Below are 20,101 nucleotides of genomic sequence, written 5' to 3'. Positions count from 1 at the left end.
ACTAAGGCCATGAACCGCAGACCTTGCCCGCCACGCCAGCGTGCGCGCCGGGCAGGCTGCGGCCTCAGCGAATGATGCTTGCAACTCAATCTTTCAATGATCGGAGAACATCATGGCACACACACTAGCGGCAGTATTCGACAACCGGGAATCAGCTGAAAAAGCGCGCCAGAAACTCATCAGTTCAGGCTATGCCAGCGACAGGATCCGCCTCAACGATACATCCAGCGACTACAGCGGTGCGCCGTCGTCCAGCACGATCGACACCAGCCGCAACGACGATGGTTTTGTCGCCAGCATCAAGCATTTCTTTACCGATATGTTCGGCAGCCATGAAGACCGCCACGTGTATGCAGAAGCCGTCGCGCGCGGCCATGTGGTGCTGACCCTGTCTGGCGCCAGCGACGCCGACATCGACCGCGCCACCGATATCGTGGAAGACTTCGGCCCCATCAATATCGATGAGCAGGGTGAACAGTGGCGAACCGGGGTAGGGGCCGGCAGCAGCCTCAGCGGTGGTGTAGGCAGCAGCGCCAGTCTGCAATCGCAATCATCGTCGTCCTCGCTATCGGGCAGCCTGTCGCAGCCGCCGCTGGGCGCTGCTCCCCAGGAAGGCAATCTGAGCGGCGCTTCACAGCAGTTCGCCCGCGACGACAGCAGCGCCTCGGGCATACCACGTGCCAGCAACGTGCGCAGTTACCCACGCGCCGATAACCTGCCTGGCAGCAATGACGGCGATGAGCAGTATTACCGCAGCCACTGGGACGTCAGCTATGGCAGCACCGGCGCACGCTTCGAAGACTACGACCCCGCCTACCGCTATGGCCATTCGATGGCCGGCAGCGATAGCTACCGGGGCCGTCCGTGGGACGAGGTGGAGCCTGAATTACGTTCCACGTGGGAACATACCTATCCCCAATCCACCTGGGAAAATTTCAAGGCAGCCGTGCGCCATGGCTGGGAAAGGGTAACATCCTGACCTTGCTCTAGCTGGCAGCCGCTTCCTGGGTCAGTTGCAGGAAGTGGTTGAGGATATGAAAATGGTCCTCGAAAAACTGCTCTTCCATCGCTGGCAGGGACGCTACCGGCACCCATTGCGCCAGCGCCGCATCGTCGGCCGCCGTCACAGCCGGCAGTTGCGTGGTTTGCAGATCGAAATAGTGCGCGTGGGTGATGGTGCGCCCGCGCTGGCTGCGGTCGGGGTGGTCGAACACGGCCACGCCCACCAGTGCCTCGACCAGGGTAGGCGCCAGCACGCCCAGCTGCGTCTCTTCGGCCAGTTCGCGCAGCGCACCCTGCAACAAGCGTTCACGCGGTTCCAAAAAGCCGCCGGGCAAGGCCCATAAATCCTTGCCCGGATAACCGCCGCGCCGCACCAGCAGCACGTGGCCAGCCGTCTGCACCAGCGCATCCACCGTGCAAAAGATGGGCGCATATGGCGCGCTCTTCCAGCGAGTTTTATACGCTTCGATGGCGCGGTGTTCCAGCACCAGCGGTCCGTACCAGGGCAATAAAGTCCAGGCGCGCAAATACTGGCTGATGGCAGGCGGCAGCAGTTGCGCCACGGCCCCCAGCGAGACATCGATATTTTCCGCTTCGAACAGCACGTTGCGAATCGCCGTCGCGCCTATCGGCGCGCCTGCATCGACTTCCTGATTCAGCAACTGCCAGTGGGGAAAGTGGCGCAGATAATAGCTGGTGGCATCCTTGAAGCACGCCACCAGGGTCACGCGCTGGACCTTCGGCACACTGCCCGCCACGGCGCGGCACACGGCATCGGCCCACAAGCCATCATCGTAATAATCACGCACGGCAACATAGCGCACACGTTCGCGCTGCGCTTCGGGCAGGGTGGCGGCGATCATGGCGGCGCGTTCCTGCCACGTAAAAGGGTTCTTGGGGCTGCGCGCATGGAAGGCCGAGCCCAGCACCACCACCACCGTCGAGGCGGTCGCCAGCGCCGCCTGCAGCAAGCCCGCATGGCCATTGTGGAATGGCTGGAAGCGGCCGATCAGGATGGCTGCGTCAAAGGCGTCTTTCATGCTTGCTCTCCGCTAGGGTAGTGGGCGGCGATCGGCATTTGCCGGCCGCTGCCGAAAGCGCGTGAACGCACGCGGATGATGGGCGCCGCCTGGCGCCGCTTGTATTCGTTGCGGGCCACCAGGCCAAGGATGCGCGTCACCAGACGGCGGCCATCATCCGTCTCGCGCAGCTGGTCGACAAAGCACAGCGCTTGTCCGCTTTCGGCAGCTGGCAGGCGCGCGCCTTCGATATGCCATTTGAGGATTTCATCGAGCACCGGATAGGGCGGCAAGCTGTCGGTGTCGCGCTGGCCCGGCGCCAGTTCGGCCGATGGTGGCTTGTCCAGCACGGCGACCGGGATCAGTTCGCGCCCGGCGCTGTCATTGAGATGGCGCGACAGGCTAAACACTTCCGTCTTGTACAGGTCGCCGATCAGGCCCAGGCCGCCATTCGTGTCGCCATACAGGGTGCAATAGCCCACCGAGATTTCACTCTTGTTGCCGGTGGTGAGCAGCAGGGCGCCAAAGGCATTCGAGTATTCCATCAGGATCGTGCCACGCACCCTTGCCTGCAGGTTTTCCAGCGGCAGCCCTTGCAGCTTGCCATCGAAGGCGGCTGCATAGCCGGCTTCATACTGGGCCACGATGTCGCGGATCGGGTGGGTATAAAGCGCGATGCCCAGGTTGGCGCACAGGGCCACGGAATCGGTGACGGAGCCGGCGCTGGAAAACACGGACGGCATGGTGATGCCCACCACGTTGTCAGCGCCCAGCGCTTCGACGGCCAGCGCCAGGGTCAGCGCCGAATCGATGCCGCCCGAGCAGCCGACGACCACTTTTTTGAAACCGCAGCGGCGCGCATAGTCGCGCAGGCCCAGCACGATCTGGCGGCGCGCAAATTCGACGGCGGGGATGCCGGCCGGGTCGGGCACGGGAAACGGCTGGCCATCGGTGCGGCTAAAACGGCCATCGCCAAAGCGCAGCAGCTGGAAGTCTTCGACGAAACGGGCTGCCTCAAATTGCAGGCCCTGTTGCGGCGAGATGGCGAACGAGGCGCCGTCGAACACCAGCTGGTCCTGGCCGCCTACCTGGTTGACGAATAGCAGCGGCAAGTTTTGGTGCGCGCAGGCGGCGCCAAACACGGCGTGGCGCAAGGCCCGCTTGCCGATGTCGGAGGGACTGGCGTTGATACTGACGATCAGATCGGGGCGCGCCGCGTGCAAAGCCTCAAACGGATTGACGGTGTAGTCGCGGCCGCTGTCATTCCAGCCATCTTCGCAAATCATGAAACCCACCCTGGTGCCAGCCACGTCTAAGGTGCAGGCAGTCGCTGGTCCCGGCTCGAAATGGCGGCCTTCGTCGAAGATGCCGTAGGTGGGCAGCAGCTGCTTGTAGTATTCGGCCACGATGCGCCCGTCTTGGATCGCCAGCAGCGCATTATGCAGCGGCTTGCCGGGACCGTGATTGCGGCGCGCCGTACCCAGTACCGTCACCAGCGCCGGCCAGCGTTTTGACGCCTGCAGCACGGTATCCAGCGCCTGTTCCAGCCCATACAAGAAGGCGGCATCTTCGAACAGGTCGCCCGGGTAATACGCGCACAGCGACAATTCGGAAAACACCACCATCTGCGCGCCGCCCTCGCTGGCACGGCCCATGCGGTCGATGATGGCGGCGGCGTTGCCGTCAAAATCGCCGACGGTGACGTTGAGTTGGGCGATGGCAATATCCAGCATGGTGTTTCCTTCTTCAGCAAGTGGCACAAGTTGCTATCCTGCCTGAAAAACGCCATGCGTGTAGTGATGCTATCGTGCAATACCCGTGCAGTACCTTCGTGTATCTTCCCTCAGGGCTTCAGGAAATCTTGCACCGCCTTCACGGTTTCGGCAGGCGCTTCTTCCATCAGCCAGTGGCCCGCGCCCGGAATGATCACTTCCGTGACATCGCTTGCCGCATTACGCATCTGCACCGCCTGGCTGGCGCCAAAAGACTTTTCAGCCCCGACCGCAAGCACGGGCATCGTCAGCCTGGTCTTTACCCATTGCGCGTTGTCTTCGGTATCCTTGCGCACTGACTGGAATTGGGCGAAAGCAGCCTGCATGGCCCCCGGACGGGCATACAGCTTTGCGTAGTGGGCGCGCGTGGCTTCATCGATCTTGCGGGGATCACCGGCAAAATCATTCCAGAAACGGTCCAGATAAATGCGTTCACGGCCATGCACCAGGCGCAGCGCATCCTTGCCGCCGAAATCAAAATGCCACAGCACGGGCAGGCGCACGATGTCATTCCAGGGCGGGGATACCTGGCACGGGGCCATCGATCACCACCAGTTTCGTGGTCTTGTCGGGATAGCGGGCCGCATAGGCATACGCGACCATGGTGCCGATGTCATGGCCCACGATATCGGCCTGGTCAATGCCCAACTGGTCCAGGATGGCGCGGATATCGCCTGCCTGCGTCTTTTTGTCATAGCCGCCGTCAGGCTTGGAAGACAGGCCCATACCGCGCAGGTCCGGCACGATCACCCGATGGTCTTTGGCCAGCGCGACCGCCAGCGGCGTCCACATGTCACCCGTGTCGCCAAAGCCATGGATCAGCACGACGGCAGGTCCGTTGCCGCCTACACGCACATACAGTCTGGCGCCATCGGCGTTGACGATATCGGTCTTGAAACTGGCAGGATAGGGAATCGGCTGGGCCAGTGCCGGCACGCCGGTGCTCAGGGCGGCAGTCGCGATCAGGCCCGCGCACACGGCGCGTTTGAATCTGTCAAACATGGTCAGGCGCGCCAGTGCGGGAGGCGACGCTGTGTTTTGCTGCTGGTGCATGGTGAATTCCCAAGGATAGGTTTCAGTGAGATCCGGTCTTGCATGAAGTCCCTGTCGATGTGAATCCGTCACTCTACGTTCAGCATGGCGGCCGATAAAGACCGCGCCCAGCATTACTGGTATTACACGATGTAATCAATTTTCCCCGAAGGTTTCACGTGAAACCTTCCGGGAAATTCACACTTGCTGTGCCACCGGCAAACCCGATGCTAACCAGCCATCAAAACCACTGTCGAGCCGGCGCGCGGGCAAGCCATGCTGGCGCAGGGCAGCCACCGCCTGCACGGACAAGACGCAATAGGGACCACGGCAGTACGCGGCGATATCCTGGTCTGGCGGCAATTCGGCCAGGCGGCGCTGCAATTCTTCGGCGGGGATATTAATCGCGCCAGGCACATGGCCGGCGGCAAATTCCTGCGCAGGCCGCACATCGAGCACGGTGATGCTGCTCTCGCGGATGCGCTGCAGCAGCTCGTCGCGCGCAATCGCTTCCACATGATCGCCCCGGCTCAAGGCTTGCAACTCGCTGCGCTGGTGCTGCGCATACAGGGTCAAGGCATCGAGCAAGGGGACGATGGGGCCACTGCCCAGCCGGTACAGTACACGCTTGCCATCGCGCCGTGCCTGCACGAAACCAGCCTTGCGTAATTGCTGCAGATGCTGCGAGGCATTCGCCACGGACAGGCCAGATAAGTCCACCAATTGCTCCACCGCATATTCTCCCTGGCCGAGATGGTCGAGCAGCAGCAGGCGTGGCGGGCTACCCAGGATGCGGGCAAAGTCGGCGGGGGTGGTCAGCAATTCGGTATCGGCATTCTTCATTGACACCATGCTAGCATCCCTATAACATTCAAGCAATCTATTGAATGTTATAGGAAGTACACATGCAGACTGGATGGCAACTGACAGCCGATGCGATGGCAATCGGCATAGGCGCAACGGCCGTGATGGATCTGTGGGCGGCTGCTTTAAAACGTTACTGGTGCCTGCCTTCGCTGAACTATGCGATGGTGGGCCGGTGGATCGGCCACTTGCCGCGCGGCGTCTTCACGCATGCATCGATAGCCCAGGCTGCGCCCGTGCGCGATGAAGCCGTGCTGGGCTGGACCGCCCATTACGCCATCGGCGTGCTGTTTGCGGCAATCGTGCTGGCGCTGCTGGGGCCGCAATGGGCGGCGCAGCCCAGCTTGTTTCCGGCGCTATTGATGGGCGTGCTCAGCGTGGCGGCGCCGTTTTTCATCTTGCAGCCCGGCATGGGAGCCGGCATCGCTGCCAGCAAGACGCCCCATCCGGGCGCTGCCCGCCTGCGCAGCCTGATGGCCCACGCCGTGTTCGGTATCGGCCTGTACCTGGCGGCGCTGCTATGGGCTACTGTGCGCTAGCTAGTCAACGGCGGCACAGGCGGGGCGGCCGGTGCAGGCGCTGGTGCAAGTTCGGGCGCAACAGCCGAAGTGGCCGGCACGGTACTGAGCACCATGGTGCTGGGCTTGGAAATCGGCATGTCCGCCGCGCGCAGGCGCTTGAGCAACTCGAACAGCAGGCTGCTGCGGATGCCATAGGTCAAACGCGGCGACGATGCATAGCCGGTGGCATTGAACGTCAAATAGCTATTGTCGATGCCGTCCAGCTGCACGCTGGGCGCCGGCGTATCGAGTATGTCGGGGTTATCGACAAATGTTGCCAGGATCAGTGCACGTGCCGCTTCCGCATCGGTAGACAGCGGCAAGGGCAGCTTGATCTGCACCAGGCCCAGCGGGCTGGCCAGCGTGACGTTGCGCACTGTCTTGGTAATGAATTCCGAATTCGGCACGATCACCGTGGAACGGTCGCCCATCTGGATTTCCGTGGCGCGCACATTGATGCGGCGGATATCGCCTTCCACGCCTCCCAGCGAGACCCAGTCACCCACCTTCACGGGCCGCTCGGCCAGCAGGATCAAGCCCGAGACAAAGTTTTGCACCACCGCCTGCAAGCCAAAACCGATACCCACCGACAAGGCTGACGCCACCCACGCAATGCGTTCCAGGCCAATACCAGCTGCCGACAGGGCCAGCGCCACGGCAGTCACGCCACCGGCATAACCGAACAGGGTCAAAAAGGACACTTGCATGCCCGCATCGAGGCTGGTGGTCGGCAAATAACTGTTTTGCAGCCAGCGCTTGAACAGGCCGATGCCGACGTACGCCAGCACCAGTACCAGCAGTGCCTGGATCACGGCGGCCGGGCGGATCGCCACTTCGCCGATGGCCAGGCCATCCTGCAGCTTGCCGACGCGGTGGAACAATTCGCCAGGCCCTTCACCGAACGGCGCCAGCAACAGCATCAGCGCCAGCAAAACAGTGATGGCACGGCCTATGCCCGACAACAACACTGCCGCCTGGTCGCGCGCCTTGGGCGTGGCCAGCACGGGATGCTCGGCGTCGGGTGGTGGCGGAGTCGATGCCAGCAACATGCAGATATCATCGATCAGCACCGTCAGCAAATACGTGCTGCAGACCACCACGATGACCCAGGCAATTTGCTTGGCGACAAAGCTGCCGAACGCTACATAGCCGACCAGCAGGCTGATCAGGCTAGCTGCCAGAGTCAGCCACAGCACCAGCACCACGCCGCGCAGCCACAAGGGCGTGACGGGTGCAGCCGGATCAGCTGCTTGCACACGGCGCCAGCAGCGCTCGGCGCGCAGCAAGCCGAACGCCACGGTCAGGCCCAGCAGCAGGGCCACGATGCAATTGACGGCCACCGCCGTCGACAGCCCGGCATTGATGACGATGGTGATGCGTTCCGTGGCCCAGACGATCACCACCACGAAAGCAAACACGCCCGGATACCGGCGCATGCGCAGCGCCAGCGCATCGGATAGCGGCAGCAGCCGCCACGAAGCGCGCTTGGCCGACAGCAGCGCGTGGCCCAGTCCGGCCGTGAAACCGGCAAAGCAGATGATGCCGACCAGGCTGCTGATGAAAGCATCGGTCTTGTCGGACAAATGGTCATTCCAGCGCAAGCCCAGCGCCAGCAATTCAGCGATCAGGCCCGGCGTGGCCAGCGCCAGTAAAATCACGGCCAGCGCATGCAGCGAACGGCGCAAGCGGCCATGCGGCACGCGGGTGGCCGTGATCACCAGCAAATAACGCGAAGCCCACAGGCTGGCAACGATCACCAGCACCATGCCGGCCAGGATGCCGCCCCAGGCGGGCAGCGGCGTCTGGTGCGCCGCATCGCTCAATTCCTTACCCAGGGTTTGCAGGCGCTGCAAGTTCTGCGGCAATTCTGCATGCAACTGCGTCCAGAAGGAACCGGCCAAAATGGATGCGGTGCGCTCGCCCAGGCGCGCCTGCAATTGGGCGCGGCGCACCGTTGACACTTGCTCCGACGCCTGCGTGGCCTCGACCGACAACAAGCGCGCCAGCTTTACCTGCGCATCGAGCGCGCTGCTGGCCTTGTCCAGCTGGCTGCGCTGGGCAGCAACGTCGGGCGCATCCTTGGTTCCCGCCGCCGGCGTGCCCAGCTCGGCCAGGCGCGCCTTCACGCTGGCCAGGTCGGGCGCCAGCGACGCGGCCAGCTTGTCCGCCTCGGCACTGGCCGCCAGCGCATCGGCCTTCATTTGCGACAGGGCCGCATCGGGCACGTCGGCATCGCCGTCCAGCGTTTTTTGGATCGTCGTAATCTGCTTGCGCAAGACATCGAGACTCTGGTCGGCCGAAGCGGCGTCATCCGTCGGCTGGGACCAGCCAGGCGGGGCTGCCGAGGCCAGCATCATCATCAGTGACAAGGTCAGCAGCACGCCACGCCAGGACCAGCGTATGGAGGGGGAAGGGGGATTACGGAAAGGAATCATGCAGTTCTATCGCCAGATCAATAAGCGACAGACTAGCGCACTCCTGCTTCACACGATAGAGCTTTTCGTGCGGCAATCTTTCCACGCCCCTGGACCACTATCTCAAGCAGGCGCAATAGCAGGCTCAAGCATGCGCACCATCGCCGCGCGGGCCTGGGCGATCAGTGCGGCATAGTGGTCCGCCGCATCGCTACCTTCTTCCGGTCCGATGGTGTTGTACATAAATTCGATCTCGGCATCCTTGACGCCGCCATAACCGGCAATCGAACCGTTGAGCAAATGGCGCATATTGTCAGGATTGCCCCAGCCTTCGAATTCCTGCTGCCCACCACCGACCAGGGTGATCCAGCGCAATTTCGAAAAGGGCAAAGTACGGCCGGCGCCATAGGTAAGGCCATAGTTCCAGACGCGGTCCAGATAACCCTTGAGCATGGCGGGCATGCCATACCACCACAGGGGAAACACGACGATGCCAAAGTCCGAGCCCTTTAGCTCAGCAGCCAGTTCCATGACTTGCTCGCTGTAACGCTTGTCAGGGTTGGCCCAGTCAGGCTCATCTTCTTCCCCCAGCACGGGATTGAAGCCGTGGCGGTACAAGTCGAGCTCCGCCACTTCCACATCATGCTGCTGCAGCTCTTGCTTGATACCGGCGACCACTTGGGCAGTGAGCGAATCGGCGCGCGGATGAGTCCAGATCAGGTAGGCGCGGCGCTTTGTTTTCGGGCTATCTTGTGTGGACAACATATTGCGTTCCTTTCAAAACAATCACGGAGAAGCTGCAGAATAGCGCTTGAGGATTGTATTGATAAGACCGATAATTTGTTTTCATAAATGAACGATGCTCAACAATGAAACCCAGCCTTGCCGACCTGGCCACCTTTGTTTCCATCGCCCGGCACCGCAGTTTCAAGCAGGCCAGCGTCGAGCTGGGCGTATCGCCCTCGGCCGTCAGCCATGCCCTGTGCCAGCTGGAATCGCGGCTGGGACTCAAGCTGGTCAACCGCACCACGCGCAGCGTCTCGCTGACGGAGGCGGGCGCGCAATTGCATGCGCAGCTGGGCACGCTGATCGGCCAGATCGACCACGCCGTGGAATCGGTGCAGCCATTCCGCGATCAAGCCGTGGGCACCTTGCGCATCAGTGCCGCGCGGCAAGGCGCGCGCCTGGCGCTGGCGCCGCTGGTGGCCGAATTCCTGCGGCTGCACCCCTGCATGCGGATTGAAATCCACGCAGAAGACCGCCTCGCCAATCTGGTAGAAGACGGTTTTGACGCCGGTGTGCGCCTGGGAGAGTTCGTGTCGGAAAACATGGTGGCCGTGCCGCTGTCGGGCAAGGTGCGCTTTGCCGTGGCCGGTTCGCCGGAATACTTCCGCCGCCATGCACCACCCCGGCATCCGCAAGAGCTGCTGGAGCATGACTGCGTCGCCTACCGCTTTCCCACCCAGGACAGGCCGTATGCCTGGGAATTCGAGAAAGACGGGCAAGCGCTGGAAATCGGCGTCAATGCGCGTTTTTCGGCCGACGATATGGACGTACTGCATGATGTGGCGCTGCACGGCGGCGGCCTCGGCTATCTGTACCACGAACAAATCCGCGAACAGGTGGCCGACGGCCGTTTGAGACTGGTGCTGGAAGACTGGCTACCCGAAAAATCGGGCTTCTTCCTGTATTACCCCCGCATCCGCAACCCTTCGTTTGGCTTTCGCGCATTCCTGGACTTTTTACGGGACAAGCATGGCAGGCCAGTCGCACCATCGCAGCCGGTGTAAAACTCACACCTGCCAGGCCCGGATTGCACGGTTTTCCAGTACGCTGGCATTGCTGCCGTGTTGTGCAACGCCTAGCAGGCAACGCGCCAATTGGTCGCAGTCCACGCTGAAGTCTTTGCTGAGCAGGGAAAGCAGGGTGCCGATCGGCGTGAAGAAACGCGCGAAGTCCTTGCGCGGCCCGCTCAGCGCGGTGGGGCGGATATACGCGGGACGGAAGAAAAAGGCCGGGCGGCCCAGCTCGGCCAGCTGGCGCTCGGCACGGCCCTTGATGCGGGCAAACAGCGCTTTTTGCTGTTCCTCGGGGTCGGCGCTGCGCCCGCTGAGAAAACAGAAGCGCAGCTGCGGATTGGCCGCATACATGGCGCGCGCGGCAGCCAGCGTATAGTCCAGGGTGATGCGGATATATTCGGCTTCGCGCACCTGCGTTTGCGAGATACCCAGGCACCAGATGCAGGCGTCGTGGCCGCTCAGGTCCACGCTGGAATAATCGAGAAAATCGCTGACGATCAGCTCTTTCAGTTTCGCATGGGACAGGCCCAGCGTACGCCGCGTGAGCACCGTCACCTGCGTGATGGCTGGATCCAGCAGCGCCTGGCGCAACACTTCGCCGCCGGCAAATCCGGTGGCGCCGGTCAAGATGATTTTCATGGGCTCACTCCTTTTTGCGCAGTATAACTATCATTGGCCAAGGTCGCTGATGGCGTGCCCCGTGCGCACCATGGCATCGAACATGGGCTTCATTCCGGGGAACGATTCCAGCCAGTTGTTGACCAACATTACTTTCGCATTCAGGGCAACGACAAGCCAGGCTGCGGCTTCACCAACCATGGAGTGATTCATGCATCGATACGTACAGGTATTGCGCAACACCTTGCTGGCCGTCGTCATGACGAGCTTGTCTACGACGGCCATGGCGGCCGACAAGCATTACAACGTCACCGCGCCAGACGGCGTGGCCATCGCCGTGCAAGAGTTGGGCGACCCCAACGGCCCTGCCATCGTCTTTATCCACGGCTTGCTCGGTAGCCGCCTCAACTGGGAAAAGCAAACCGCCAGTCCCGACCTGCAACGCTACCGCATGATCACCTACGATATGCGCGGCCATGGCCTGTCCGGCAAACCGGACGATGCGGCCGCGTACCGCGATGGCCGCCGCTACGCCGACGACCTCGCCGCGGTGCTCAAGGCAAGCCATGCCCAGCGCCCCGTGCTGGTGGGCTGGTCGCTGGGCGGGCTCATCATGTCGAGCTATCTGGCGGCCTATGGCGACACCGCCATCAGCGGCGCCATCTACGTCGACGGCGTGATCGAACTCGACCCTGCCCTGATCACGCCCCATCCGCCGGTCTACGCCGCCCTGGCTTCCGACGATCTGAAGATCCACCTCGACGCAGTACGCAGCTTCCTCGGCCTGTGTTTCCACACCCAGCCCGACAGCGCCACCTTCGAGCGCCTGCTCTCGAATGCAGCCATGGCGTCGTGGACCATGACGCGCACCATCCCATCGATGACAGCCGCCGTCACCGAGGGCTTGCCCAAGGCGCGCGTGCCTGTGCTGGTCCTGTACGGCAGCCAGGATGCACTGGTCCAGGTAAAGCCCAGCATCGCCCGCGCCAGACAGCTTAATCCCCGCATCCGGACCATGCTGTACGATGATTCGGGCCACGCTCCGTTCCTGGAAGAAGCGCAGCGTTTTAACCGTGACCTGGCCACCTTTGTGGATCAGGCGCTACAGGCGCACGGAACGCTACCCTGAGCAGCATAGCTACGCAGAATGGGGAACTGGCCCGTTATAATCGCCATATCTTCTTACCCGCCCAAGCCATGTCTACGTCCATGAGAAAACTCCTGACCTGCTTCACGATGTGCATCGCAGCGGCTACGGCCATGCCAGCATCGCCCGCGCTTGCCGTCTCCATGAGCGAGGTCGATGCACCCATTGCAGCGGCGTCGATAGAGCATGCGTTTTCCCCTGACGATGGCGCCGAAGCGCTGGTATTAAAGGTGATCAACACCTCCGCTTCCAGCATCCGGCTGGCCGCCTATTCATTCAATTCGCCCACCATCGTGGCAGCCTTGCTCGCTGCAAAAAAACGCGGCGTGGACATCAAGGTGCTGGCCGATGCAAAGCGCAATGAGCGGCGCAACAGCATGAGCGCGTTGAACGCGCTGGTGCAAGCCGGCATTCCCGTCCGGACCATTTCGGTGTACGCCATGCACCACGATAAATACATCGTGGCCGATGGAGACACCGTGCAAAATGGCAGCTTCAATTACAGCAAGGATGCGGCTACCTCGAATAGCGAAAATGTGATCGTGCTATGGCATCAGCCGCCACTGGCGGCATCGTTTCTGCAACATTGGGAAGACCGCTGGAAGAAGGGTGTTGCATATCCTTCCCGCTAAAGCTGCCAGGAAAGAGACTGACTATCCCCATGACTATATCTGACAAACAACGCGCTATCTGCCAGCGATTTGACGCCGGCTACCTGCCTCCCGGCATGGAACAGATGGTAGGCATCGCCCTCGATACACTGGATAAATTGCCGCTGTATGCGACCAGGATCCCGCCGGAAAACGGCACTTGCGGCTGGTATATCTATGGCGGCGATTATTCGTCCGATCTCGGTTTTTACCAGGCGCTGCACGCAGCGCACCTGGAAGAAGTTTGCCCAGGAATCATGCCCTACCTGGCCTTGCCGCCAGGATGGTGCGTGATCCTGGCGCCGGACTATGAAGATGTCTGGTTTGACGAGAAGTTTTCAAAGGGCCCGCGTGAAGGCTGATCAGTAGCTAGCCTCAGGCCGTGCTTTTTCCCGGCTGCACCGCCAATACGGCGCCGGCCCGCATGCCTATCGGCCGCAACAGCTTGTCTACCGTATCGAGCGTAGGACTGGACACGCCGCGCTCGATATCTTGCAAGGTGCGTGCGGAAACATTGCAGATCTTTGCATATTCCGGCATCGTGAAACGCAAGGTCTTGCGGATATCGCGTATCACCTGGGGAATCGGCAGCTCCGGTGTCGCCGCCAGCCGCTCCATCAAATCGCGGCGCAACTGATTTTGCTCTGATGCAGTCAACGTGACATAACGCTTGTCCATCAGAGCCTCCGCAGCTGGTTCAGATTATTCTCAATCGTCATGCGTTTGACCTCGATCATTTCGCCGATACCTAGCGCATAGGCATCATCCATCAAGCTGCCCAGCGGCGCTATCATCTCTTTGACTGCCGCACTGAGGTCTTCTGCATCCATGGCGCCGGTCTGTACAGCTTGCTCGATCACGCTCGCCCATTGCGGTGCCCCGCCATCGTCAAATTCCCACCGCATGCGCCGCGCAATGCCATCGGGATGCATGAACATGGGGGCAAAATCGAACAGGGGCGTCAGGCCGATATGGCCATCGTCGCGGCGCTGGATGGCCGTATTGCGGGCATGGTTGTCGGTGTTTCCCAGCACCACATTGGCAATGTCGCGCTTGACGTATTCGATAGTTTCCCTGGCTATATCAGAAGCAACGAACATGAAATCGGACAGGAATTTATTATGGCTAGGAACCTCGCCAAACTGGCTCAACCCGCAAACGGAAGCGACACTTTCCTGCCCATGACGTCTGACCCGGCCATCGATCACCTCACGGTCAAAACGGGGAATAAACAATGCCCGGTCACGCAACAGCAAATCATCGTGGACACGTAAACCCAGCTTGCGCGCCAGCTGCATGTACGGTGCCTCACATGTCAGAATATTGGCCAGCGCCTGGTTTTCACCGCGGCCAAACTTGACAATGTAGTGCCTGGCGGCCTGCTCGTCGGGAAGGGCATGGTCGAGATAAAACAGTCCGTCGTGCGCGCGCGTCAGCAATATCTTTGGCCACTCCCCCTGCACCCCGGAAGAGCCAGCAAGAAAGAGGCCATGCTGCGCCAGATATTCATTGAAATCTCCCGCACGCTCCACGACCTCCTCCATGGTAAATCCATGTCCTTGCCCACGAGTACGCTCGCTCACCCAGGCATGCGCTTCCTTGACGCGGATATTGCCTATCGGGTTGCCTGCGCCGGCACACAGCAAATCCCAATCCGCTCCGGGCCCCGCATTCTCATCCCGGCGCAATTGATTCAGCAGTTCCTTGCACCCATAACCCTGCGGCAACAAATCGATCAGGAATGGCGGCCAGTTCGGTATATTGATGAGGGAAAGATCGACTTTGTGCATGGCAGACAGAGCGGCTGCATCCTCTCGGTAAAAGTGCTCAAGTGCATAACTGCCTTCATAGCTCAGGAAAGTTTGCGTTTTCACGCCGCGCAGTTGGTCACCCATGAGCGTGAGGGCGGCGGCATCGCGCCACACTCCGTCGATGAAGACTTGCAGTGTGCATTCTTTGGTCATATACACAGTTTAATATCGCATTAATGGACAGTCTGGCACATATAAATGATAGTTTAACGTGTCTTTGATGATTTTTTATATCGACACAGTGAAATAGCATGAATAGGGCAGCCTATTGCCATACTTCTGTTGCTTTACTGTGTAACTAAAAAAAGTGCATCCATCAGGAAGGTCGACGGTACTGCGCATGTTTCCTGGCCATTCAAACCGCTAGCGGCCAAAAGAACGGATAATGGCGGCTAACTCATTTTAAGCACCAGTCTGGATTACTCTCATGGAAATTAAGGTCAACTTCCTCGATAAGCTTCGTCTTGAAGCCAAGTTCGATGATTTCACGGTCATCGCCGATCAGCCCATACGCTACAAGGGCGATGGCTCGGCGCCGGGCCCATTCGATTACTTTTTGGCTTCATCGGCCTTGTGCGCCGCTTATTTTGTAAAGTTATATTGCGAAACACGCAATATTCCAACCGAAAATATCCGCTTGTCGCAAAACAATATCGTTGATCCGGAAAACCGCTACCAGCAAATCTTCAAGATCCAGGTCGAGCTGCCGGCCGATATCTCGGCCAAGGACCGCCAAGGCATCTTGCGTTCGATCGACCGTTGCACGGTGAAAAAAGTCGTGCAGACCGGCCCCGAATTCGTGATTGAAGAAGTCGAGAACCTCGACGCCGATGCGCAAGCCTTGCTGACCTTGAATGCTGCGCCTGGCGCGAGCACCTTTATTGCCGGCAAGGACCTGCCGCTGGAACAAACCATCGCCAATATGTCGGGCCTGCTGGCTGGCCTGGGCATCAAGATTGAAATCGCTTCCTGGCGCAACATCATCCCCAATGTGTGGTCGCTGCATATCCGCGATGCGCACTCGCCAATGTGCTTTACCAACGGCAAGGGATCGACCAAGGAAAGCGCCCTGGCCTCGGCCTTGGGCGAGTACATCGAGCGCATCAGCAACAACCATTTCTATGCCGGTGCATACTGGGGCGAAGATATCGCCAACGCCGAGTTCGTGCATTATCCGAACGAGCGCTGGTTCAAGCCCGGCCGCAAGGATGCGCTGCCGAAAGAGATTCTCGATGACTACTGCCTGGACATCTACAACCCCGATGGCGAGTTGCGTGGTTCGCACCTGATCGACACCAACTCCGGCAATACCGAGCGCGGCATCTGCTCGCTGCCCTACGTGCGCCAGTCCGATGGCGAAACCGTATATTTTCCATCGAACCTGATCGAAAACCTGTACGTCAGCAACGGCATGAGCGCCGGCAATACGCTGGCAGAAGCGCAAGTGCAATGTCTGTCGGAAATTTTCGAACGGGCCGTGAAACGCGAAATCCTCGAGGGCGAAATCGCCTTACCCGACGTACCGCAGGAAGTGCTGGCGAAATACCCGGGCATCCTGGCCGGTATCGCCGGGCTTGAAGAGCAGGGCTTCCCCGTGCTGGTCAAAGATGCCTCGCTGGGCGGCACTTACCCTGTGATGTGCGTCACCCTGATGAACCCGCGCACGGGCGGCGTGTTCGCCTCGTTCGGCGCCCACCCGAGCCTGGAAGTGGCGCTGGAACGCAGCCTGACGGAATTGCTGCAAGGCCGCAGTTTCGAAGGCTTGAACGACTTGCCGCAGCCTACTTTTGCCAGCGAAGCCGTCACCGAACCGAATAACTTCGTCGAACACTTCATCGATTCGAGCGGCATCGTCTCGTGGCGCTTCTTCAGCGCCAGGGCAGACTACGATTTTGTCGAATGGGATTTCTCTGGCCAGGGCGACAACTCCAATGCCGAAGAAGCCGCCACCCTGTTCGGCATCCTCGCCGACATGGGCAAGGAAGTCTACACAGCCGTCTACGACCAGCTGGGCGCGACCGCCTGCCGCATCCTGGTGCCTGGTTATTCGGAAGTGTACCCCGTCGAAGATTTAATCTGGGACAACACCAACAAGGCGCTGCTATTCCGCTCCGACATCTTGAACCTGCACCGCCTGGACAACGCCAGCCTGGAAGCCTTGCTCGACCGCCTGGAAAATAGCGAGCTGGACGAATACGGCGACATCGCCACCCTGATCGGCATCGAGTTTGACGAAAATACCGAATGGGGTCAGCTCACCGTGCTGGAACTCAAACTGCTGATCCAGCTGGCCTTGCAGCAATTCGAAGAAGCGCATGAACTGGTCGGCGCCTTTTTGCAATACAACGACAACACTGTCGAGCGAAAGCTGTTTTACCAGGCCATGAACGTGGTGCTGGAAGTGCTGCTCGACGACGAACTGGAACTGAACGACTACATCGTCAACTTCCGCCGCATGTATGGCAATGAGCGCATGGATGCCGTGACCGGTTCAGTCGACGGCAGCGTACGCTTCTTCGGCCTGACGCCAACCAGCATGAAACTGGAAGGCCTGGAACGCCACGAACGCCTGATCGACAGCTACAAGAAATTGCATGTGGCGCGGGGCAAGGCGGGGGCTAAAGCCAGCTAGGTTCTCGGCTGTGGCTGGATCTGCAAGAGTAATTTTTATCCCTGGCATGTGTTTTATGCCAGGGTGTCAGCCGCTCGACAGGATCATCGAATGGCGTGGTAAACCCCAGGTCATTCGCTGCGATAACGGCCCCGAGTACATCAGCGCCGTGACGCTGGCCTGGGCCGCCAAGCGCGACATACGCATCGACTTCATCCAGCCTGGCCAGCCGCAGCAGAATGCTTATGTCGAGCGCTATAACCGCACGGTGCGCTACGACTGGCTGGCCCATCACCTGTTTGAAACGCTCGATGAGATCCAGGATTTTGCAACCCGCTGGCTGTGGACTTACAATCACGACCGGCCCAACATGGCACTTGGCGGCATCACACCAAAACAGAAGCTTGCCTTGGCCGCTTAACCTCTACTTTTAGCGCGCTCTAAAAATGGGGGGATTACCGGATTACATGTGGCTCTACCGGAACGACTATCCATGGCTGAAGGAGGCGATCACACAGCATGCGCGCCCACCGAAACCAGCAATGCAAAAGGTGAAGTGGGAAGAGCGCGACCAGCTGCTTGCCGCGCAGGTCCGCGATCATGCTGCTTTGCTTTATCAAACCGATGTCAGCACGCGGATCTCCGCAACGTTGTTGGCTAGGGCAACAGGCAAACAAGCGTTGATTGAGAAGTTTTTCATGAAATTGCCCCTCACGACACGAACCATCCAGCTGCAGGAAGAGACCGTCGAAGCATTTCAATGCCGTCGCATAGGCCGAATCGTCGACAAAAGCCACGCCAGGGGGGAAGTACTCCCTCGCTGGCGTATCCCGCGAATTGCCGGACTGGTTCCGCCCTTGGCGCCTGCCGTGGAAGAGAAACTGACGGCACTACTTAAATCCTCACGATGTGACGATCGATCACTGTAAGGGCCGCTCATTGCGTTCGGTGTAGCGATCGGCCAGGTAATCGGAGCGCCCAGGCGTCAACAAGGTCATCTTGATTGGTTCTTTCATGACGTCGACCACGCAGTCTATCCACGCGATCCCCCCTGAATATCCTCCTCCATTTCAGATGTCTCACGCCTAATTTTGCGTTTAAACATCCGATCAATCATTACTTCCGTCATCGTAGTGACGTTATCAATCCCGTACATGGTCAAGATTTCACGCTTATAGGCCAGTGATGTCGTGTCGAAATTCAGGATGTAGCTTTGAGCGGCGTTCCCACGCTTGGCCTCATGGAAGGTTCTGGCGAATGATTTGACCTCTTTTACAGTGAGATCCAATCCAAAACGCCGCGCCAGCACTTGGAGAGTCTTATCCAGATGGTGCAGCTGCTTCAGCGCATCGTCGTCAATTTGAGAAAAATAGAAAACCCAGCCCTTTCTGACCCCTTCGGTGATACAACCTGTAGCACGGAGATTAAGGCGCCATAAGCAAATCTTTTTCGCTTTGTCCAGCAGATAAAGCTGTTTAAACGGGTTTATCTCTGCCTTGGCAGAGTCACATCGATACTTGTATGTAGTAAGTATTTTTGCGATAGACGCTTCCACGCGGCGAATCGAGTCGATTCTGACGGACGCAACACCAGCATTGAATTCGTATCCGAGGAAGTGAAATTGCTCGCATATTTCACCGACTGAGGACTTGCCTGTGTTCCCAATTTCATGCGTCTCGAGTAGGTACTTTTCCCACATGCGCGCACGAAATTTTTCGGCCAAAATAGTTGGGTCTTCTTTCGTCAGCACCAGGACATCATCGACGTAACGATGATAGACAACATCAGGCAAGGCCCGTGCCCACCCATCAAACTCAGAAAGATAAATCTCGGCAAGAATATTCGAGATGGATAATCCTTGGGGTACACCTTTTTTTTCGATGGGGCGCATACGATCCGGAAATGCGACAGTCGGAGATGTGATCGCTGCGCTGATGAGCGCGCGGATCTCAGGTTTGCGTATCTTACGATGGAGTAACCGCATCAAAACGGAGTGCTCAATTGTAGGATAAAATGTTTTCACGTCCAGTTTGATGAAGTGGGAAAACCCGCCATTCTTCAAGCACGTCCGAATCTCTGCGATAGTGTGCTGAGGTAGCTTGATACTCAGCTGTTCGGCGAAGGTGTATTTCAGTACATTGCACAGTGCCCTAAGCGTTAGCCGATCGCGAAAAGTTGGGATAGAAATGACCCTGGGAATCTTGTTGGCGCCCTTCGAGATCAGCTTTTCCTTGTACTGAGAGAATTTATATTTTCCCGCAGTTGCTTTCGTCGAAATCAAATCGATTTCTTTCTCAAGATTACTCTCGAAGATCGCCCTACTGAGTCGATCAACACCAATTGCCCCGGTCAATGATATATGGCTGCTGTACAGCAAGTTTAGCTGCTCTCGACTGTATTCCTTGGCGAACTGCTTTGCCGCCGTCATCGAAACGCAAACCACAGAACAGCTGCCACAGGCGCAGCATAGGCAATTGCAAGGCCGACTAGGCGCCAAGTGCGCCACCAGTAATAGCGTACGTAATCTTGGCTAGTAGGGTACCGTGAAGACAGTCCAGCGCGGGCTAACACGCGTGCACGAATATCGTCTAATTCGGCATGATTTTCAACGTCGCGAAGGATTTTATTGTAGTCATCTGTCAGCTTCATAAACTCCTGTTCGCTGCCTGGCCCGTCTTGCCTGCCGGCCAAGGATTTTAATTGGTCTTTGTAGTGGTTTAATGTACCCGGACACTGATTTAGGCGAGAATGCTCGCCATGGAGAGGTGTTTGATGAGCAAGCAAAGACGTACGTTTTCCCCT

At 59.2% G+C, this 20,101-nt stretch carries 19 protein-coding genes and 3 pseudogenes; 9 read left to right on the top strand and 13 right to left on the bottom strand.

The window, feature by feature from the left end; all coding sequences use genetic code 11:
• Positions 1-112: 112 nt before the first annotated feature.
• Positions 113-979, top strand: a complete 867-nt coding sequence (locus HDE75_RS24800) for a hypothetical protein (protein WP_183682159.1) — start codon at positions 113-115, stop codon at positions 977-979.
• Positions 980-986: 7 nt separating this feature from the next.
• Here the strand turns inward: HDE75_RS24800 and HDE75_RS24795 are convergent, their stop codons facing one another.
• From HDE75_RS24795 to HDE75_RS24780, 4 genes and pseudogenes are all read right to left on the bottom strand, one after another.
• Entirely contained in the window at positions 987-2,042 is a 1,056-nt protein-coding gene (locus HDE75_RS24795; RefSeq protein ID WP_183682156.1) for a bifunctional nicotinamide-nucleotide adenylyltransferase/Nudix hydroxylase, read from the bottom strand.
• Complete coding sequence (locus tag HDE75_RS24790; protein ID WP_183682153.1) at positions 2,039-3,754, bottom strand: NAD+ synthase; 1,716 nt, start codon at positions 3,752-3,754, stop codon at positions 2,039-2,041. Before HDE75_RS24790 ends, HDE75_RS24795 begins: the two co-directional genes overlap by 4 nt.
• Positions 3,755-3,864: 110 nt before the next feature.
• Positions 3,865-4,795 (bottom strand): annotated as a pseudogene (locus HDE75_RS24785) (alpha/beta fold hydrolase).
• Positions 4,796-5,023: 228 nt separating this feature from the next.
• Positions 5,024-5,677 (bottom strand): ArsR/SmtB family transcription factor, encoded by a 654-nt coding sequence (locus HDE75_RS24780; RefSeq protein WP_311735162.1) that lies wholly within the window; start codon positions 5,675-5,677, stop codon positions 5,024-5,026.
• Positions 5,678-5,730: 53 nt separating this feature from the next.
• Between HDE75_RS24780 and HDE75_RS24775 the strand changes: the two genes are divergently transcribed.
• On the top strand, positions 5,731-6,228 hold the full coding sequence (locus HDE75_RS24775; RefSeq protein WP_260174362.1) for a DUF2938 domain-containing protein: 498 nt from the start codon (positions 5,731-5,733) through the stop codon (positions 6,226-6,228).
• Here the strand turns inward: HDE75_RS24775 and HDE75_RS24770 are convergent.
• Together HDE75_RS24770 and HDE75_RS24765 are read right to left on the bottom strand one after the other, a co-directional pair.
• Positions 6,225-8,684, bottom strand: coding sequence for a DUF3772 domain-containing protein (locus HDE75_RS24770; protein ID WP_183682150.1), 2,460 nt, complete (start codon positions 8,682-8,684; stop codon positions 6,225-6,227). The two genes, HDE75_RS24775 and HDE75_RS24770, sit on opposite strands and share 4 nt — an antisense overlap.
• Positions 8,685-8,786: 102 nt before the next feature.
• On the bottom strand, positions 8,787-9,428 hold the full coding sequence (locus HDE75_RS24765; protein WP_183682148.1) for an NAD(P)H oxidoreductase: 642 nt from the start codon (positions 9,426-9,428) through the stop codon (positions 8,787-8,789).
• A 104-nt stretch (positions 9,429-9,532) separates the two neighbouring features.
• On the opposite strand from HDE75_RS24765, the gene HDE75_RS24760 reads away from it, so the two are divergent.
• The gene (locus tag HDE75_RS24760) at positions 9,533-10,453 is read left to right on the top strand and encodes a LysR family transcriptional regulator (RefSeq protein ID WP_183682145.1); all 921 of its coding nucleotides are present in this window, start codon (positions 9,533-9,535) and stop codon (positions 10,451-10,453) included.
• A 3-nt stretch (positions 10,454-10,456) separates the two neighbouring features.
• On the opposite strand, the gene HDE75_RS24755 is transcribed toward HDE75_RS24760, so the two are convergent.
• Together HDE75_RS24755 and HDE75_RS24750 are read right to left on the bottom strand one after the other, a co-directional pair.
• The gene (locus tag HDE75_RS24755) at positions 10,457-11,101 is read right to left on the bottom strand and encodes an NAD-dependent epimerase/dehydratase family protein (RefSeq protein ID WP_183682142.1); all 645 of its coding nucleotides are present in this window, start codon (positions 11,099-11,101) and stop codon (positions 10,457-10,459) included.
• 30 nt (positions 11,102-11,131) lie between these two features.
• Positions 11,132-11,293, bottom strand: coding sequence for a hypothetical protein (locus tag HDE75_RS24750; RefSeq protein ID WP_183682139.1), 162 nt, complete (start codon positions 11,291-11,293; stop codon positions 11,132-11,134).
• Here HDE75_RS24750 and HDE75_RS24745 point away from each other — a divergent pair.
• From HDE75_RS24745 to HDE75_RS24735, 3 genes are all read left to right on the top strand, one after another.
• Positions 11,292-12,209: an alpha/beta fold hydrolase gene (locus HDE75_RS24745; protein WP_183682136.1), complete on the top strand. Its 918-nt coding sequence runs from the start codon at positions 11,292-11,294 to the stop codon at positions 12,207-12,209. The two genes, HDE75_RS24750 and HDE75_RS24745, sit on opposite strands and share 2 nt — an antisense overlap.
• 131 nt (positions 12,210-12,340) lie before the next feature.
• The gene (locus HDE75_RS24740; protein WP_183682132.1) at positions 12,341-12,859 is read left to right on the top strand and encodes a phospholipase D family nuclease; all 519 of its coding nucleotides are present in this window, start codon (positions 12,341-12,343) and stop codon (positions 12,857-12,859) included.
• A gap of 29 nt (positions 12,860-12,888) precedes the next feature.
• Positions 12,889-13,239, top strand: a complete 351-nt coding sequence (locus HDE75_RS24735) for an immunity protein Imm33 domain-containing protein (RefSeq protein WP_183682129.1) — start codon at positions 12,889-12,891, stop codon at positions 13,237-13,239.
• Positions 13,240-13,252: 13 nt separating this feature from the next.
• On the opposite strand, the gene HDE75_RS24730 is transcribed toward HDE75_RS24735, so the two are convergent.
• Positions 13,253-13,555 (bottom strand): helix-turn-helix domain-containing protein, encoded by a 303-nt coding sequence (locus tag HDE75_RS24730; RefSeq protein ID WP_183682126.1) that lies wholly within the window; start codon positions 13,553-13,555, stop codon positions 13,253-13,255.
• Positions 13,555-14,841 (bottom strand): type II toxin-antitoxin system HipA family toxin, encoded by a 1,287-nt coding sequence (locus HDE75_RS24725; RefSeq protein WP_183682124.1) that lies wholly within the window; start codon positions 14,839-14,841, stop codon positions 13,555-13,557. Before HDE75_RS24725 ends, HDE75_RS24730 begins: the two co-directional genes overlap by 1 nt.
• Before the next feature lie 274 nt (positions 14,842-15,115).
• Between HDE75_RS24725 and HDE75_RS24720 the strand changes: the two genes are divergently transcribed.
• The 3 genes and pseudogenes from HDE75_RS24720 (at position 15,116) to HDE75_RS24710 (ending at position 18,228) form a co-directional block, all read left to right on the top strand.
• Positions 15,116-17,320 (top strand): OsmC domain/YcaO domain-containing protein, encoded by a 2,205-nt coding sequence (locus HDE75_RS24720; protein WP_183682121.1) that lies wholly within the window; start codon positions 15,116-15,118, stop codon positions 17,318-17,320.
• 73 nt (positions 17,321-17,393) lie between these two features.
• Positions 17,394-17,720 (top strand): annotated as a pseudogene (locus tag HDE75_RS24715) (integrase core domain-containing protein); the annotation flags it as partial.
• Between the two features lie 25 nt (positions 17,721-17,745).
• A complete protein-coding gene (locus HDE75_RS24710) occupies positions 17,746-18,228 on the top strand; it encodes a TnsD family Tn7-like transposition protein (RefSeq protein WP_311735161.1) in 483 nt (160 codons plus the stop codon).
• On the opposite strand, the pseudogene HDE75_RS26890 reads toward HDE75_RS24710, so the two are convergent.
• From HDE75_RS26890 to HDE75_RS24700, 3 genes and pseudogenes are all read right to left on the bottom strand, one after another.
• Positions 18,220-18,342, bottom strand: a pseudogene (locus tag HDE75_RS26890) (arsenical resistance protein ArsH); the annotation flags it as partial. The gene HDE75_RS24710 and the pseudogene HDE75_RS26890 sit on opposite strands and share 9 nt — an antisense overlap.
• Positions 18,333-19,727 carry a reverse transcriptase domain-containing protein gene (locus HDE75_RS24705; protein ID WP_183682115.1) on the bottom strand — a complete coding sequence of 465 codons (1,395 nt, stop codon included), beginning with the start codon at positions 19,725-19,727 and terminating at the stop codon, positions 18,333-18,335. The pseudogene HDE75_RS26890 and the gene HDE75_RS24705, both read right to left, overlap by 10 nt.
• Positions 19,724-20,101 (bottom strand): hypothetical protein (locus HDE75_RS24700; protein WP_221291993.1); only part of this gene is annotated, 378 nt, incomplete at its 5' end. The genes HDE75_RS24705 and HDE75_RS24700, both read right to left, overlap by 4 nt.

The sequence above is a fragment of the Janthinobacterium silvisoli genome (genome assembly GCF_014200725.1).
In the GTDB taxonomy this organism is placed as follows: domain Bacteria; phylum Pseudomonadota; class Gammaproteobacteria; order Burkholderiales; family Burkholderiaceae_D; genus Janthinobacterium.
The sequence above is the reverse complement of the archived record's forward strand: the minus strand, read 5'-3'. Positions and strand labels throughout refer to the sequence as shown.

What these genes read in the sequence shown, in the direction of transcription:
- HDE75_RS24800 (WP_183682159.1), top strand. Translation starts at nt 113, where the DNA reads ATGGCACACACACTAGCGGCAGTATTCGACAACCGGGAATCAGCTGAA.
- HDE75_RS24795 (WP_183682156.1), bottom strand. Translation starts at nt 2,042, where the DNA reads ATGAAAGACGCCTTTGACGCAGCCATCCTGATCGGCCGCTTCCAGCCA.
- HDE75_RS24790 (WP_183682153.1), bottom strand. Translation starts at nt 3,754, where the DNA reads ATGCTGGATATTGCCATCGCCCAACTCAACGTCACCGTCGGCGATTTT.
- HDE75_RS24780 (WP_311735162.1), bottom strand. Translation starts at nt 5,677, where the DNA reads ATGGTGTCAATGAAGAATGCCGATACCGAATTGCTGACCACCCCCGCC.
- HDE75_RS24775 (WP_260174362.1), top strand. Translation starts at nt 5,731, where the DNA reads ATGCAGACTGGATGGCAACTGACAGCCGATGCGATGGCAATCGGCATA.
- HDE75_RS24770 (WP_183682150.1), bottom strand. Translation starts at nt 8,684, where the DNA reads ATGATTCCTTTCCGTAATCCCCCTTCCCCCTCCATACGCTGGTCCTGG.
- HDE75_RS24765 (WP_183682148.1), bottom strand. Translation starts at nt 9,428, where the DNA reads ATGTTGTCCACACAAGATAGCCCGAAAACAAAGCGCCGCGCCTACCTG.
- HDE75_RS24760 (WP_183682145.1), top strand. Translation starts at nt 9,533, where the DNA reads ATGAAACCCAGCCTTGCCGACCTGGCCACCTTTGTTTCCATCGCCCGG.
- HDE75_RS24755 (WP_183682142.1), bottom strand. Translation starts at nt 11,101, where the DNA reads ATGAAAATCATCTTGACCGGCGCCACCGGATTTGCCGGCGGCGAAGTG.
- HDE75_RS24745 (WP_183682136.1), top strand. Translation starts at nt 11,292, where the DNA reads ATGCATCGATACGTACAGGTATTGCGCAACACCTTGCTGGCCGTCGTC.
- HDE75_RS24750 (WP_183682139.1), bottom strand. Translation starts at nt 11,293, where the DNA reads ATGAATCACTCCATGGTTGGTGAAGCCGCAGCCTGGCTTGTCGTTGCC.
- HDE75_RS24740 (WP_183682132.1), top strand. Translation starts at nt 12,341, where the DNA reads ATGCCAGCATCGCCCGCGCTTGCCGTCTCCATGAGCGAGGTCGATGCA.
- HDE75_RS24735 (WP_183682129.1), top strand. Translation starts at nt 12,889, where the DNA reads ATGACTATATCTGACAAACAACGCGCTATCTGCCAGCGATTTGACGCC.
- HDE75_RS24730 (WP_183682126.1), bottom strand. Translation starts at nt 13,555, where the DNA reads ATGGACAAGCGTTATGTCACGTTGACTGCATCAGAGCAAAATCAGTTG.
- HDE75_RS24725 (WP_183682124.1), bottom strand. Translation starts at nt 14,841, where the DNA reads ATGACCAAAGAATGCACACTGCAAGTCTTCATCGACGGAGTGTGGCGC.
- HDE75_RS24720 (WP_183682121.1), top strand. Translation starts at nt 15,116, where the DNA reads ATGGAAATTAAGGTCAACTTCCTCGATAAGCTTCGTCTTGAAGCCAAG.
- HDE75_RS24710 (WP_311735161.1), top strand. Translation starts at nt 17,746, where the DNA reads ATGGGGGGATTACCGGATTACATGTGGCTCTACCGGAACGACTATCCA.
- HDE75_RS24705 (WP_183682115.1), bottom strand. Translation starts at nt 19,727, where the DNA reads ATGACGGCGGCAAAGCAGTTCGCCAAGGAATACAGTCGAGAGCAGCTA.